The 14045-nt window shown below is 72.1% G+C and carries 16 protein-coding genes and 1 pseudogene; 7 read left to right on the plus strand and 10 right to left on the minus strand.

Features of this window, described 5'->3' with window-relative positions; genetic code table 11:
* On the plus strand, window positions 1–559 hold a 559-nt coding region (locus G3I65_RS32810; protein WP_203612578.1), incomplete at its 5' end, for a TetR/AcrR family transcriptional regulator C-terminal domain-containing protein.
* Here the strand turns inward: G3I65_RS32810 and G3I65_RS32815 are convergent.
* The 4 genes from G3I65_RS32815 to nth are packed head-to-tail and all read right to left on the minus strand — an operon-like array spanning window position 556 to window position 3719.
* Entirely contained in the window at window positions 556–1740 is a 1185-nt protein-coding gene (locus G3I65_RS32815) for a MarP family serine protease (protein WP_160699538.1), read from the minus strand. The two genes, G3I65_RS32810 and G3I65_RS32815, sit on opposite strands and share 4 nt — an antisense overlap.
* Before the next feature lie 4 nt (window positions 1741–1744).
* The gene (locus tag G3I65_RS32820; RefSeq protein WP_160699539.1) at window positions 1745–2443 is read right to left on the minus strand and encodes a CoA pyrophosphatase; all 699 of its coding nucleotides are present in this window, start codon (window positions 2441–2443) and stop codon (window positions 1745–1747) included.
* On the minus strand, window positions 2440–3039 hold the full coding sequence (locus G3I65_RS32825) for a TlpA disulfide reductase family protein (protein WP_160699540.1): 600 nt from the start codon (window positions 3037–3039) through the stop codon (window positions 2440–2442). The genes G3I65_RS32820 and G3I65_RS32825 overlap by 4 nt, the downstream gene beginning before the upstream one ends.
* Complete coding sequence (gene nth / locus G3I65_RS32830) at window positions 3036–3719, minus strand: endonuclease III (protein ID WP_160699541.1); 684 nt, start codon at window positions 3717–3719, stop codon at window positions 3036–3038. Before nth ends, G3I65_RS32825 begins: the two co-directional genes overlap by 4 nt.
* 227 nt (window positions 3720–3946) lie before the next feature.
* Between nth and G3I65_RS32835 the strand changes: the two genes are divergently transcribed.
* The 4 genes from G3I65_RS32835 to G3I65_RS32850 all read left to right on the plus strand — a co-directional run bounded on the left by G3I65_RS32835 (window position 3947) and on the right by G3I65_RS32850 (window position 7780).
* A complete protein-coding gene (locus tag G3I65_RS32835; protein WP_013230551.1) occupies window positions 3947–4198 on the plus strand; it encodes a hypothetical protein in 252 nt (83 codons plus the stop codon).
* A gap of 150 nt (window positions 4199–4348) precedes the next feature.
* Entirely contained in the window at window positions 4349–5023 is a 675-nt protein-coding gene (locus G3I65_RS32840) for a Crp/Fnr family transcriptional regulator (RefSeq protein WP_003081747.1), read from the plus strand.
* Window positions 5024–5406: 383 nt separating this feature from the next.
* Window positions 5407–6654, plus strand: coding sequence for an MFS transporter (locus tag G3I65_RS32845; protein ID WP_375336744.1), 1248 nt, complete (start codon window positions 5407–5409; stop codon window positions 6652–6654).
* A 64-nt stretch (window positions 6655–6718) separates the two neighbouring features.
* Window positions 6719–7780, plus strand: a complete 1062-nt coding sequence (locus tag G3I65_RS32850; RefSeq protein WP_160699542.1) for a DNA polymerase III subunit beta — start codon at window positions 6719–6721, stop codon at window positions 7778–7780.
* Here G3I65_RS32850 and G3I65_RS32855 read toward each other — a convergent pair.
* Both G3I65_RS32855 and G3I65_RS32860 read right to left on the minus strand, forming a co-directional pair.
* A complete protein-coding gene (locus tag G3I65_RS32855; protein WP_160699543.1) occupies window positions 7770–8732 on the minus strand; it encodes a hypothetical protein in 963 nt (320 codons plus the stop codon). The genes G3I65_RS32850 and G3I65_RS32855 overlap by 11 nt on opposite strands.
* Window positions 8733–8763: 31 nt before the next feature.
* Window positions 8764–9732: an Lrp/AsnC family transcriptional regulator gene (locus G3I65_RS32860; RefSeq protein WP_160699544.1), complete on the minus strand. Its 969-nt coding sequence runs from the start codon at window positions 9730–9732 to the stop codon at window positions 8764–8766.
* Window positions 9733–9815: 83 nt separating this feature from the next.
* On the opposite strand from G3I65_RS32860, the gene G3I65_RS32865 reads away from it, so the two are divergent.
* Together G3I65_RS32865 and G3I65_RS32870 are read left to right on the plus strand one after the other, a co-directional pair.
* Window positions 9816–10637 carry a VOC family protein gene (locus G3I65_RS32865; protein WP_160699545.1) on the plus strand — a complete coding sequence of 274 codons (822 nt, stop codon included), beginning with the start codon at window positions 9816–9818 and terminating at the stop codon, window positions 10635–10637.
* Window positions 10634–11800, plus strand: coding sequence for a carboxylesterase family protein (locus G3I65_RS32870; protein WP_160699546.1), 1167 nt, complete (start codon window positions 10634–10636; stop codon window positions 11798–11800). The genes G3I65_RS32865 and G3I65_RS32870 overlap by 4 nt, the downstream gene beginning before the upstream one ends.
* On the opposite strand, the gene G3I65_RS32875 is transcribed toward G3I65_RS32870, so the two are convergent.
* The 4 genes and pseudogenes from G3I65_RS32875 to G3I65_RS32890 form a co-directional block, all read right to left on the minus strand.
* Window positions 11778–12032: a glutaredoxin domain-containing protein gene (locus G3I65_RS32875; RefSeq protein WP_160699547.1), complete on the minus strand. Its 255-nt coding sequence runs from the start codon at window positions 12030–12032 to the stop codon at window positions 11778–11780. The two genes, G3I65_RS32870 and G3I65_RS32875, sit on opposite strands and share 23 nt — an antisense overlap.
* The gene (locus tag G3I65_RS32880; protein ID WP_160699548.1) at window positions 12029–12799 is read right to left on the minus strand and encodes an MBL fold metallo-hydrolase; all 771 of its coding nucleotides are present in this window, start codon (window positions 12797–12799) and stop codon (window positions 12029–12031) included. Before G3I65_RS32880 ends, G3I65_RS32875 begins: the two co-directional genes overlap by 4 nt.
* Window positions 12796–13614 (minus strand): NUDIX domain-containing protein, encoded by an 819-nt coding sequence (locus tag G3I65_RS32885; RefSeq protein ID WP_160699549.1) that lies wholly within the window; start codon window positions 13612–13614, stop codon window positions 12796–12798. The genes G3I65_RS32880 and G3I65_RS32885 overlap by 4 nt, the downstream gene beginning before the upstream one ends.
* A 107-nt stretch (window positions 13615–13721) precedes the next feature.
* Window positions 13722–14045, minus strand: a pseudogene (locus G3I65_RS32890) (hypothetical protein); the annotation flags it as partial.

Genomic DNA, 14045 nt, shown 5'->3' on the forward strand with positions numbered 1-14045 from the left:
GGTCGCCCCGATGGCGCCGTACCGGTACGTGCGCGGCCGGGACGAGCTGGTGCTGCTCATGGCCGACGCCGCGTTCGGCGAGCGCGGCTACCCGGCCAAGCCGTCTGGCGACTGGCGCGAGCGGCTGACGCTCGGCGGCCGCACGCTCTGGTCGCTCTTCAAGCGCCACCCGTGGCTGGCGCAGCTCGGGCCGGTCACGAGGCCGCTGCCGCTGCGCAACCTGGCCACCCACGGCGAGTGGGCGCTGTCCGCGCTGGCCGAGCTCGGGGTGGACGCCGCGACCCTCTGCGACCTGCACGTCCTGTTCTTCAGCCACGTCCAGGGCATGGCCATCCACCTGGAACGCGAGCAGAGCGCGCTGGCGTCCTCCGGGCTGACCGAGGACGACTGGATGGACCACCAGGGGCCTGCCGTCGCGGCGATGACGGCCGGGCACCCGACGTTCACGCGGATGCTCGCCGACCTGACCGAAACCGGCTACGACCTGGTGCTCGACGACATCTTCGAGTCGGGCATGCGGGCGCTGCTGGACGGCATCGCGCTGCGGTTCGGGCGTTAGGCGGCGCAGGAGCCGGTCGACACGTTCGACGTCTGCGACGGTGCCGCGTCGACCTCGGCGCGGACCTGCTCGGCCGTCAGCGTGAAGCCCGTCTCCGGGTCCTCCACCGCCGCGCCGAAGACGACGCCGATGACCTTGCCGTCCGGAGTCACCATCGGGCCACCGGAGTTGCCGCTGCGGATCTCCGCGCGGACCGTGAAGACGTCCCGCTGGACGGTGTTGGCCTCGTAGATGTCGGGGCCCCGCAGGTTGATCCGGCCGCGCACGCGGGCCGGCGTCGCCCGGTACGGGCCGTCGAGCGGGTAGCCGAGCACGATCGCGCTGTCGCCCGCCCGCGCCGTCTCCGGGGCGAACTGCAGCGGCTCGGCGCGCAGCCGCGGCACGGCGAGCACTGCGATGTCGACCTCCGGGTCGAAGTAGACGACGCGCGCGGGGTAGTCGCCCTGGGTCGTCTCGATGCCGACGGTGTCGGTGCCGGCCACGACGTGCGCGTTCGTCATCACCCGCTGCGGCGCGATGACGAACCCGCTGCCTTCGAGGGACCGCGAGCACGAGCTGGCGCTGCCGCGGATCTTGACCACGCTGCCGTGCAGCTCCTGGACGGTCCCGCTGCCCTGCAGGGCGGGGTCCGGCGGCGAGGTGTCCGCCGTCGGCGCCTTCTCGAACGGATCCATGATGGACGGGAAGCCGGACGCGTCGAGCAGCTTGCGCAGCTGGCTCGGGAAGCCCTGCGCGGCCGCCGGCATCGTGTCGTTGACCTTGCCGAGCACGACCGAGCCGTTGATCGCCTTGGCCAGCCCCGGCAGGCCGGACACGGTCGTCAGCGGCGTCGCGATCAGCCACGCGACCACGAAGACGACCAGGGCCTGCACGACCGCGCCGAGCGTCTTGTCGACGCCGGAGAGCTTGTCGGGCCGGATCTTCTGCCGGAGCTTGCGCCCCACGTAGACGCCGATGGCCTCGCCGAACGCGACGAGGAACACGACGGTCGCGACCGCGAAGGCGACCTTCCACACCGGGTCGTCGAAGAACGAGACCACCACCGGCGCCAGCTTGATGCCGACGACCGCGCCGAGCACGACCCCGACCAGCGACGGCAGCGCGATGATCACGCCCTGGTACGCGCCGGACACCGCCGCCAGCAACGCGAGCAGCAGGACCAGCACATCGACCCAGTTCACGGCGTCATCCTTCCCCGTCCACGCGCGCCCGGTACGCGGCCAGCGCCTCGTCGAGGTCCCGGACGTCGCCCGGGTCCCAGTCGCGCTCCCAGCCTCCCAGGCTCAGCAGGACCGACAGCAACCCGGCGGTGAACCCCCACACGAACAGGCCGCTGACCTCGAAGGCCGGCCCCTTCCACGGCGCGCCGGCCTTCTTGACCGTGAACCGGTTCGCCGGGTCGACCAGGTCGGCGACGGCGACGCGGGCCACGGACGCCGTCTCGGCCGGGTCGACCGCGTGCACCGGCGACGGCTCCGCCCAGTGCGCCAGCACCGGCGTCACCGCGAACCCGGACACCGGGACGAACAGCTCCGGCAGCACCGCGACCGGCCGGACGCCGGACGGGACGACCCCGGTCTCCTCCTCGGCCTCCCGCAGCGCGGTGCCGATCGGGCCGCCGTCGCCCTCCTCGGCGCCGCCGCCGGGGAACGAGACCTGGCCGGCGTGCGAGCCGAGCGTGTCGGCGCGCCGCTGGAGCAGGACGTCGGGTTCGCCGTCGGCTTCCCGCTCGCCGAAGAGGACGAGGACCGCCGCGGCGCGCGTGTACGCGGCTTCGGGCGGGCTGAACCGCGTGAACGTCTTCGAGTCGACCTCGCCGCTGACCTTGACCAGCGGCCGCAGCCACTCGGGGACCGACTCCGGCTCGACCAGTGGTCCGATCACGATGCTCCCTCGACTGCCGCGCGCACCTGGTCAGTGTTCCCGAAGGTGCGGGGATTCGCGATGAACCGGACCTCGCCGCCCGCGGTGACCAGGTAGGACGCCGGGAGCGCGGAGGGCACCTTGAGCGCCGTCCGGACCGGGCCGCTGCCGCCGTCCCCGTCGAACACCGACGGGAGGTGCACGCCCAGCCGCGCGAGGAGGTCCAAGCCGTCCTTCGCCGGGCTCTGCACCTGGACGCCGAGGACGCGCACGGCACCCGGCTGTTTCGCGTAGTCCTGGAGCACGGGCAGCTCGGTCCGGCACGGCTGGCACCACGACGCCCACACGTTGACCAGCACCGGAGCGCCGGCGAGGGCCTGGCCGACGTCGACGCTCGCGCCGTCGCCGAGGCACTCCGCCTTGACGCCTTCGAGCTGCTTCACCGGCGGCCCGGAGCCCGGCGCGGGACACGGCTGGAGCGCCGCCGCGGTCCGGGCCGGGCCGAGGTCCTCGGCCGGCTTCGCGGCGGTGTCGCCACCCCCGCGGGGCAGCAGCGCGACGATCAGCGCCACCGCCAGCACCGCGGCGGCGAGCGCCCATTTGGTGACTCTCGTCACCGGGGCGCCGCCAGGGCGAGGATGTGGTCCTTTTCGACGCCCTTGACCAGTTTCGCGGCTTCCTCGAACCCGGTCGGGCCGGTGCCGTAGGACGGGCAGTCCTTGGCCAGCGGGCAGGCGCCGCAGGCGGGCTTCTTGGCGTGGCAGACACGGCGGCCGTGGAAGATCACCCGGTGCGAGAGCATCGTCCACTCCTTGCGGGGGATCAGCTCGCCGATCGCGTGCTCGACCTTGACCGGGTCCTCTTCCGCCGTCCAGCCCCAGCGCCGGACCAGGCGGCCGAAGTGCGTGTCGACGGTGATGCCGGGGACGTCGAAGGCGTTCCCGAGCACGACGTTGGCGGTCTTGCGGCCGACGCCGGGCAGGGTGACGAGGTCGTCGAGCTTGGCGGGCACCTCGCCGTCGAAGCGCTCGACCAGCGCCGCGCCGAGCCCCATCACGGAGTTCGCCTTGGCCCGGTAGAAGCCGGTGCTCCGGAGGTACTCCTCCAGCTCGGTGCGGTCCGCACCCGCGTAGTCGGCGGCGGTCCGATAGCGCTTGAACAGCGCGGGGGTGACCAGGTTCACCCGGACGTCGGTGGTCTGCGCGGACAGCACGACCGCGACCAGCAGTTCCAGCGGCGTGGTGAAGTCGAGCTCACAGTGGGCGCCGGGATACACGTCGTCCAAGCAACGCTTCATCCGCCTGGCGCGTCTCACCAGAGCCAATCGGCTTTCACCAGCGCCCTCACGGGGGGCGTTCGTGGTGGCAGGAGGCACCCCGATAGCCTACGGGCGCCGTCGGACGAGCCGGTCAGTGCACCGGTGGACGACCGACACGCCAGAGCACCACCTCGGCGCAGTTTTCCGGCCGCCATGAGCGAGGATCTGGAGTAGATGCTTTTCACTGAGTGTTTCGGGGTCCGGTCATGACTGTCTGGTTCGTCATCCTGGTCCCCCTCGTGATCATGTTCTTCGCGCTCTTCATGGAGCGCGTCGAAAGCCGCCTCAAGCACGTCGCGGTGCAGGAGAACGAGGTCGAAGAGTTCCTCGAGCAGGCGCAGCCCAACGAGGTCAGGGCGCTCTACGGGCACGGCATCGGCCGCGCGCTGGAGCTGTTCCGGCTGCGTAGGCTGGGCGGACGGGCAGCCAGGCTACGCGCGCGTCGCGTGCGGAGTTAGGCTCCACGTTCGAACGAGATCATCCGGCGGGCGCGCGCGTCCGACGGGCGATCTCGGGAGTACGCCCTAGACTGACGCGCAAGTGATCGGCGTCACGCTCCTCCAGCCAAGGGAGGGGCGTGAACGTTTCTCGACGAGGAGGCACCCGAGGTGGACGAAACCCTGGCCCGTGCGGGCATTTTCCAGGGTGTGGAGCCGGCAGCGGCGGAGGCGCTGGCCCAGACCTTGGAATCCGTGGAGTTCCCCCGCGGCCATGTCATCTTCAACGAGGGTGAACCCGGCGACAAGCTGTACATCATCCAGTCCGGCAAGGTGAAGATCGGCCGCAAGTCCCCGGACGGCCGCGAGAACCTGCTGGGCATCTTCGGCCCGTCCGACATGTTCGGCGAGTTGTCCATCTTCGACCCCGGCCCCCGGACGTCGAGCGCGACCACGGTCACCGAGGTCCGCGCGGTCACCATGGACCGCCCGGCCCTGCGCCAGTGGATTTCGACCCGCCCGGAGATCGCCGAGCAGCTGCTGCGCGTGGTCGCGCGCCGCCTGCGCCGGACGAACAACATGGTCGCCGAGCTGATCTTCACCGACGTCCCCGGCCGCGTGGCGCGGGCGCTGCTGCAGCTCGCGCAGCGGTTCGGCAGCCAGGAGGCGGGCCTGCTGCGGGTCACGCACGACCTGACGCAGGAAGAGATCGCCCAGTACGTCGGCGCGTCCCGCGAGACCGTCAACAAGGCGCTGGCCGACTTCGCCCACCGCGGCTGGCTGCGGCTCGAAGGCAAGAGCGTGCTGATCCTGGACCCGGAGCGCCTGGCCCGCCGCGCTCGCTGAGTCTTTTCACGGCGAAGGCCCCCTCACCCTTGCGGGCGAGGGGGCCTTCTGCTTGACCAAAACAAAGAGCCGGGCGCCACCCCCGACGTGGCGCACCGGCTCTTCGTCGTTGCGCGGACCATCCCCCGACGATCCGCGCTCCCCGCCCTCCGGACCAGGCCCCGACCCATATGCCGGAGGGAGCTGGGTTCTGTGCTGTTGTTCAACCATCACGGCCCATACCCACGAATTCAAGGCCATTCACTCTCAAGGACGCGGTCGGGGTCGTTTCGTTGCACGAGTTCACGGAGAATATCGTGACTGTTACCCGATCGAGACCCGGTGACGCAGCTGACCCGTAAATAACTGGTACCCACGTACCACTCTGCGCCATACTGGTACGCGTGTCCCACTCCGAAGGTCGTACGTCTCTGGCCGACTACCGCAGCGCGCTGACGACCCGCGCGGCGCGGCGGCCCGTCGTCGCGTCCCTGCTCGCCCGCCTGCCGATCGCCATGATCGGCATCTCGGCCCTGCTCTACGTCCAGCGCGAAACCGGCTCCTTCGCCGCCGCCGGGCTCGTCTCGGCCGGTTCACTCGTCGGGGTGTCGGTCGGCGCCGTCGTGCAGGGCAGGCTGATCGACCGCTTCGGGCCGACGCGGCCGCTGCTCGTCGTCGCGCTGTTCTCGGCGCTCTCGATGGCGGCGCTGGTGACGGCGATCGAGTCCCACGCGTCGACGCCCGTGCTCGTCGCTCTGGGTGCGGTGACCGGGCTGTCGGAGCCGATGGTCGGGTCGGCGTCGCGGGCGCTGTGGACGCGGCTGCTGCCACCGGGAGGCGCGCGCAACGCGGCGTTCTCCTACGAGGCGATCAGCATGGAGGTCTTCTTCATCCTCGGCCCCGGCGTGGCCGGGCTGCTGGTGCTGGCGCCGTGGGCGGGGACCGGCCTGGTGCTGGGCGTCGCGCTGCAGTTCACCGGCGCGGTGCTGTTCGCGCTGAGCCCGGCGGTGCGGGCGTGGGGCCCGTCGACGACGTCGTCCGGTTCCCTGCTGGGCGCACTGGCGAGCCCGGGCATGCGGACGCTGGCGCTCGCCGCGCTCGGCTTCGGCGTGGTGATCGGGTTCGTGGAGGTCGCGGTCCCGGCGTCGGCGACCGAGGCCGGGTCTCCGTCGTTCGGCGGGTTGCTGCTGTCGGCGTGGTCGCTGAGCTCGGTGGCGTTCGGGGTGGCGTACAGCCTGCGCCCGTGGCCGCGGCAGCTCGGCCAGCGCCTGCCGGCGTTGCTCGGCGGGTTCGGCGCGCTGGTGGCGCTGCTCGCGTGGCCGTCTTCGCTGTGGGGCCTGGCCCTGATGATGCTGCTCGCGGGCGCGCTGATCACGCCCCAGTCGACGGCCCACTCGGCGGCGATCGAGCTGGTCGCACCGGAGGGAACGGCGGCGGAGGCGTTCGGCTGGGTGCTGACGGCGGTGACGCTGGGCCTGGCCGCCGGCCAGTCGGTGAGCGGCTACCTCGTCGAGCACGCCGGTCCTTCGGCGGCGTTCCTGGCGGCGAGCGTGGCGGGGTTGGTGCTCGCGGCGGCGGTCTGGCTGCTGCGAGGAACGGTCCGCCCGGCTGTGGCGACCACCGCTCCCGCGCCCACTCTCGTCAACGCCTGACGTTTACGCAGGTCAGCGGGCTTCTGCGCGATTTTTGTCGGTGGCCACCGCTAGCTTCTGAGGCATGGACGTCACCGCGCCTGCCCACCGCCTCTCGGCGGCCGTCTCCGCCGCGTCGCGCCTGCTGCCCGCCCGCGCCGGGCTGCGGCTGCGGGCCGACGCGGCGGGGCTGACCGTCGCCGGCAGCGACCCGGATCTCACCGTCCGGTTCGACTGCCCGGCGACCACGCACACCGACGGCTCGGTCGTCGTCCCGGCGGCGCCGCTGGTGGAGACGTTGAAGGTGCTCGACGCCGAGCTGGTCCGCCTGGTCGTCGAAGGCAGCCGCCTGGCCCTGCGGCTGGACAACGCCCGCTTCGCCCTCCCGCTCCTCCCGGACACCGAGGCGGCCGCCGGCCCGCCCGCCCAGGTGTCCGAAGTGGACGGTGCGGCATTCGCCTCGGCGCTGCGGATCGTGGCCGGAACGGCGGCGAAGGACGACCCTCTCCCGCTGTTCACGGGCGTCCGCCTCCAAGCAGGCGGCGACCGCCTGACGCTGACGGCATCGGACCGCTACCGGATGGCGGTGGCGCGCCTGCCCCTGCTCACCCCGGGCGAGCTGGACGTCCTGGTCCCGGCGGCCCTGCTGTCCGAAGCGGCCCGCCAAGCCCGCGGCCGCGTCGGCCTGCACGTCAGCCCGGGCCGGTTCGGCGTGAGCTGGCCCGGCGGCCTGGTCGGCACGGCGGTCCTGGACGCGGGCTTCCTGTCCGAGGACTCGATCCACTCGGCCGCGGTCGACACAACGGTGTCCCTACCGGCGGACGCCCTGGCGGCGGCCGTCCGCCGCGTCGGGGTGTACGCGGAGGACCGCCGCGTCCTGACCCTGGAGGTCGGCGACGCCCAGATCCGACTGGCGAGCGCCCGCCAGGACACGGGCGAAGCGGAGGAAACCCTGAAGGCCGACGTCAGCGGCGGCCGGACATCACCGTCGTTCCAGGCGCGCTACCTGCTCGACGCCCTGCAGGCGTTCGGCGGGGAGCGCGTGGTGCTGTCGATCCAGCCGGGGATGCGGGCGTGCATCCTGCGATCGGTGGAGCCGGGGGAGGTGGAACTGACGTACTACCTGATGCCGATGCTCACCCGATGATCTCGTTGAGGTCCCGCAGGACGACGTCGGCCGCCGGCCCGGCGGTGAACTGGCTGACGGTCAGCTCGGCGCTTCCGAAGCGCTGCTTGTAGGCCTCGCGAAGGTTCGGCGACGAGCGGCCGAGCGCCCACTCGACCGTCGAGGTGCTGGTGCGCAGGTAATCGAGCGGCTGGCGGCCGAGCACGTAAAGCTCCGCCCGGCGACCGTCGCGCTCGAGGACCAAGCCGACGAGATCGGCCACGAGCATGCGTTTGCGCATGGTGTCGCGGCCCTTCCACTCGGCGGCCTTGAACTCGACCACCCGGCGATCGGTCTCGAGGTCGAACTTGCGACCGCCGCCGTTCCCCGAGGCCAGCGACGGGCGCCGGACGATCCGCTCGCCCGGTTCGAGGATCGACGGCAGCGCGCGGACGATCACGGCGGCGTGGATGAGGTCGTTGACCCGGCCGGCGTGCTGCCGCACCAGCAGTGCGCCCTTGAGCAGGTCGTCGGTCAGGCCTTCGGGCGCCATCCGGGCGTCGACGGTTTCGCTGTCGGCGCCCTCGAGGAGGGCTTCCAGCCGCCCGACGCGACTGGACAAGGCTTCCTGCCCAAAGAACTCGTGGAGGTCGATGAAGGATTTGACCGCAGCACCGAGATCGCTGCGGGGTGCCAACGGCTCGGTGGGCTGCTCCGGCTCGTCCGGGGCTTCTCGCTCGTCGGGCAGCGGGCTCGTCGGAAAGCCGAGCCGCCGCAGCTGGCGGATCGCGGTGTGCGAGATGAACTCCGTCCGCGACACACCCAGAGCGCGCTCGAAGAGCTGCCTCGGCGGCCACCGCTGGTCCCCGATCGAGACCCAGTGCGTACGAATCGGTTCCGGTCCGCCCCGCGCCGCCGCGCTCAGCACGTCGGTGCGGCTCAGGCGGTGCTGCTCGCCGTTCAGTACGAAGTCGATCGCGCGCTCGTCGTCCACAGGCGGTGAGTCGCCCGGAAAGCCTCCGGTGCTACAGCGGTGCCAGCGTGCCGAAGCGCTTCAGCGTCCTGATCATCGGCGCCGTCTCCACCTGTCGTACGCCCGGGAGCCCGCCCAGGTCGTCGGCCAGGTACGAGTACAGCGCCGCGTCGTCGCGGCAGCCGACGTTGGCCACCAGGTTGGCCGGGCCCGTGGTCGCCGCCGCGAAGGCGACCTGGGGGTGGGTGGCCAGGGCCTGGCCTGCCGACTCCAGGGCCGATGGGGCCACCGTCAGCCAGAGCGTCGCCGTCAGGGGGTAGCCCAGCAGGGCCGCGTCGACCTCGACGTCGAAGTACAGCGCTCCCGACGACCTCAGCGCCTCCAGGCGACGGCGGACCGTCGACTCCGAGCGGCCCGACGCCGTGGCCAATGTCGATATGTCGGCTCGGCCGTCGTGGGCCAGCGCCGCCAGGAGGGCCGGGTCGCCGGGCTCAGGGTGGTACACCACCCCGGAGACCGGCTCGCGGCGCAACGCGGCCACCTCCGCGGCCGACAGCGCGCTCGACCGGCCCGGCCAGCCCGCGGGTCCGCCGGCGAACCGGCGCAGCAGCCGGTACGCCGTCATGGACACCACCCGGGGTGTCTTCGGCAGCTGGCCCAGCAGCAGGCCGTCCGCCTGCTCGCGCAGCGGCGCCCGGATGAAGCACACGATCTCCGTGCCGCCGGACATCAGGCTGACCCACTGCGTGTCGTCGCGGCGGGCCAGCGCGGCGGCGATCGCGGCCGCCGCGTCCGGGACGCAGCCGAGGCGGATCAGCCAGTGGACCTGGCCCAGCGGCGCCGCTTCCGGGACGCCGACCACGCGCAGCACGCCGGACGAGCGCAGCTTCCGGTACCGGCGGGCCACCGTCTGGTCCGAGACGCCCAGCACCGCCGCGATCGTGCTGAACGACGCGCGGCCGTCGAGCTGCAGCGCGTGCGCCAACCGCCGGTCGAGGTCGTCGAGCAGGCCGGATTCCACCAGAAGAGCCTAAGCGGTGTCGGATTCCGGGCACAAACTCGCCGTGAACGGAGAAAAGGCAGGCGGGCGACCAAGCTCGAGGCATGCCCATCGACCACACGGTCTTCCTGACCAGGAAGTACGCCGAAACCTGGCGGCGCTACGAAGAACTCGGCTTCACACTGAGCCCGTCCTCGCGGCACTTCGCGTCGCGCACCGGCGACAGCGAACCCGTGCCGAGCTGCACCGCGAACCGCTGCGCCTACTTCGGGGACTCGTTCCTCGAACTGATCGGCATCGTCGACGAAGCCGCCGGGGATCCGTGGCGCGTCCTGCCGATCCTGGACGCCCGCGGCGACGGCCTGCACGGCTGCTCCTTTGGCGTCGGCGACTCCGCGGAAGCCGAGCGCCGGCTCCGCGAAGCCGGGCTCTCGAACTCGGGCGTGCTGAAGCTGCAGCGGGACGTCGAACTGCCGGAAGGCACTCGCACCGCGCGCTTCCGCAGTGTCCACATCAGACGGGATCGCACCCCCGAGGGCATCCTGCACACGGCCGAGCACCTCACCCCGGAGTACGTCCACCAGCCGCGCTACCTCGGGCACCCGAACGGCGCCCGCGGCGTCGCCGGAATCCTGCTGGTCGTGCCGGACGACGAAGTCGGCGCGTACCGGGACCGCTACGCCGTGATCACCGGCGAAGACCGGCTGGTGGACATCGAAGGTGTGAGCGATCTCGACACCGTCCTGCCTGGCGAAACCCCGAAAGCACTTCCCTACTTCGCCGCTCATGGCGTGGTCGTCACGGACCTCGCGAAGGCGCGGAAACTGGTCGAGGAGCACGTCTCGACGACCACCCGGCCGGGCGGGTTCTTCGTCCGCGCCGAGGACGCGGGTGGCGCCGCCCTGTACTTCGAGGAGGCACGATGATCGTCGAAACCACCACCGGACGCGTTCGCGGCGAGCGAGGCTCCTTCCGAGGAATCCCTTACGCCACCGCGAAACGCTTCGAACCGCCACAGAAACCGAAGCCGTGGAGCGGGGTGAAGGACGCGCTCGAACCCGGTCCCGCCGCGCCGCAGCCGCCGTCTCGGCTGGAGCACGCGCTCGGGCCGATGCCCCTGCCGCAGAGCGAAGACTGCTTGTCCCTCAACGTCTTCACGCCGTCGACGACCGGGAGCCGGCCGGTGCTGGTGTGGATCCACGGCGGTGGGTTCTCCAGCGGTTCGGGCGGCCAGGTCTGGTACACCGGCACGCGCCTGGCCCGGGAGGCCGACGTCGTCGTCGTGACGCTCAACTACCGTCTCGGCGTCCTCGGGTTCCTGAGCGCCGAAGGGATTCCGCCGAACATCGGGATCGCCGACCAGCTGGCCGCGCTCGGCTGGGTGCGGGACAACATCGCCGCGTTCGGCGGGAACCCCGCCGAAATCACCGTCGGCGGGCAGTCGGCGGGCGCGCAGTCGACGCTCGCCCTGTGGTCGTCGCCGCGGGCGAACGGCCTGATCAAGCGGATCGCGCTGCAGAGCGCACCGCTCGGCATGCGACCGTCCACAAGAGACGAAGCCGCAATGTCCGCCGAGAAGTTCACCGAAGCCTTGGGCGGCAACGACATCCGGACCGCCCCGGTCGAGCGGTTGCTGGCCGCGCAGCTCGCGGTCCCGGGCAAGCCGGGCTCGATCGAGCCGCCGTTCCAGCTGGTCGCCGACGACGACCTCGTCGCGGCCGACCTGATCGAAGCCGCACCGCGTGGGCCCGCGCTGATCAGCTGGACGCGCGAGGAGCTACGCGCCTTCATTCCCGACGCGCCCCAAGACGTCATCGAGCAGGCGAACAGCTTCTTCACCAGCGACCGGCTGGTGGCGAAGCTCGACGCCGTCGCCTACCGCTTCGACTGGCAGGCGCCCGGCAACCGGTTCGGCGCCTGCCACTGCATCGACATCCCGTTCCTCTTCGGCACGCACGACGTCTGGGCGGCGCCGATGCTCGAAGGCGCACCGAAGGGCCTCGAAGCAGAGACGGGTTTGCGCGAGGTGTGGGCCGCGTTCCTGCACGGAACGCCGCCCGGCACCATCAGGCCGCCGAAGCTGCCTTGACGGCGGCCTCGACTTCGGCGAAGGAGGGGTTGACCATGGCCGTCGACCCGACGATGACGGTCGGGACCGTCTCGTTCCCGTTCGCGACCTCGCGCACGCGTGCGGCCGCGGCCGGGTCCTCCCAGATGTTGATCTTGCGGATGTTGAAGCCGCTCTTCGACATCGGCCGGTCCAGCGCGGCGCAGAAGCCGCACCCCGGGCGCCAGTAGAACTCGACCTCGACGTTGCTCATCCCTGTTCCTCCGACCGCAAGTAGTCCAGCTGCGCCTGCACGCTCAGCTCGGCGGGCGCCCACAGCGCCCGGTCGACGTCGGCGTACACGACCTCGACGACCTGGCGCGGCGTGGCGTCCACCCCCAGCTCCTGAAGAGCGGAACGCACCTGGTCGAGCCGCTGTTCCCGGTGGGCGAGGTACTCACGCGCGGTAGCCGGCAGGTCGGGCAGCTCCGGACCGTGCCCGGGCAGGCCGGTCGTGCCCGGCGGCAGCTCGATGAGCTTGCGCAGCGAGCGCAGGTAGTCGCCGAGGTCGTGCAGCACCGTGGTGCCGCGGCCGAGGATGGTGTCGCCGGTCAGCACCTGGCCGTCGAGCACCAGCGAGACGGAGTCGTCGGTGTGGCCGGGGGTGTGCAGGACCCGCAGGGAAAGACCGCCGGCCTCGATCACCTCACCGTCCGCGAAGGACGACGCGCCGACGCACAGCGAGGGGTCGAACGCCCGCACCGGCGCGCCGACGCGCTCGGCGAACCACGGCGCGCCCTCGGCGTGGTCGGGGTGGAAGTGGGTCAGCAAGACCAGCTCGACCGGACCAACGCCGGCCAGCAGCTCGAGGTGGTCGAGGTCGCGGTACCCCGGGTCGACGACCACGGCCGGCGCCGACGGCGTCGCCCGCAGCACCCAGCTGTTGGTGCCTTCGAGCGTCATCGACGACGGGTTGTTCTCCAGCAGCACCGAAGCCGTCTCGGTCACCTGGCGCAGCACGCCGTACGCGGGGGCGCTCATCGCTTCTCCAGCACGACTCGGACGTGGTCGTCTTCGCGGATCAGCGTCGGCGCGATCCGGACGATCTCGCGCGGCGCGGCCAGCACGTCGTCGGCCGTCGCGAACTGCGCCAGCTCGGTGAGCGTCAGCCATGTCGGCGGCATCAGCATCCGCCGTCCTTCGCGCGCGTCGGCGATCGCGTCCTCGGGGCGCTGCCAGCCGGAGCTCGACGCCTCCGACGTCGCCCCGTCGGCCTGCTGGCCCTCCGGCAGCTTCGCGACGTAGAACCGGGTGTCGTAGCGGCGCGGCTCCTGCTCGGGCGTGATCCAGTGCGCCCACGGGCGGAGGAGATCGGCGCGCAGCGTCAGGCCCGCGTCGGCGAGGAACCCGGCCAGCGACACCTCTCGCGTCTCCAAGGCCTGGCGGGCGGCGGCGTACGGCTCGACGTCGGTGAGCACGGTTTCCGCGCCGCCCGCGAGCAGCACGCCCGACTCCTCGAACGTCTCGCGCACCGCCGCGCAGGTCAGCGCGCGGGCGAGGGCCTCGTCACAGCCGAACCGCGTGGCCCACCACGACGGCTCCGGGCCGGCCCACGCCACCGACGCGTCCGCGTCGCGCTGGTCGACCCCGCCGCCGGGGAACACGGTCATCCCGCCGGCGAACGGCATGCCCTTGACCCGGTGCTGCAGGAAGACCTCGACGCCGTCGGCGCCGTCCCGGACCAGGATCACGGTCGCCGCGTCCTTCGGCGTCGCCGGCGGGCCGTCGGCGTTGGCGCGGGTGGCTACCCCGGCGCCGACCGGGATGTCGAAGACAAACTCCGTTGGCTGCTCCACCCGGGCAACATACCTCCGGTACCCGACGTCCCGTCGCGCAGTTGTGGCATCCCAGACACAGCGAAAGCGGCACTTTCACGTGAAAGTGCCGCTTTGCGCCGCAAAGCCTAGGGGGCGGTCCAGCCGCGCTGGTCGCCGCCGGAGCGGGAAGCGCCGTTGAGCCGCATCTTCGCCGCCTCGGCCCGCTCGCGCTCGGCCAGCTCGGCGTGCAGCTCGCGCAGCAGCGCCCGGTCGCGCTCGCTCAGGCTCGGGTCGTCGAGGTCCAGCGCCGGCAGCTCGACGACTTCGTGCATCGACGGCTTGCCCGCGGCGATCTCGCGGCCCTTCTCCGGGTCTTCGGCCAGCGCCTGCCGCAGCTGCGCGACCTCCGCCGGCGTCAGGTCGGCGGTGCGCTCCGCGCGCGTCTCCGACCGCTCGGACCGCGCCTTGCG

The organism is Amycolatopsis sp. SID8362 (assembly GCF_010550475.1).
GTDB lineage: Bacteria > Actinomycetota > Actinomycetes > Mycobacteriales > Pseudonocardiaceae > Amycolatopsis > Amycolatopsis eburnea.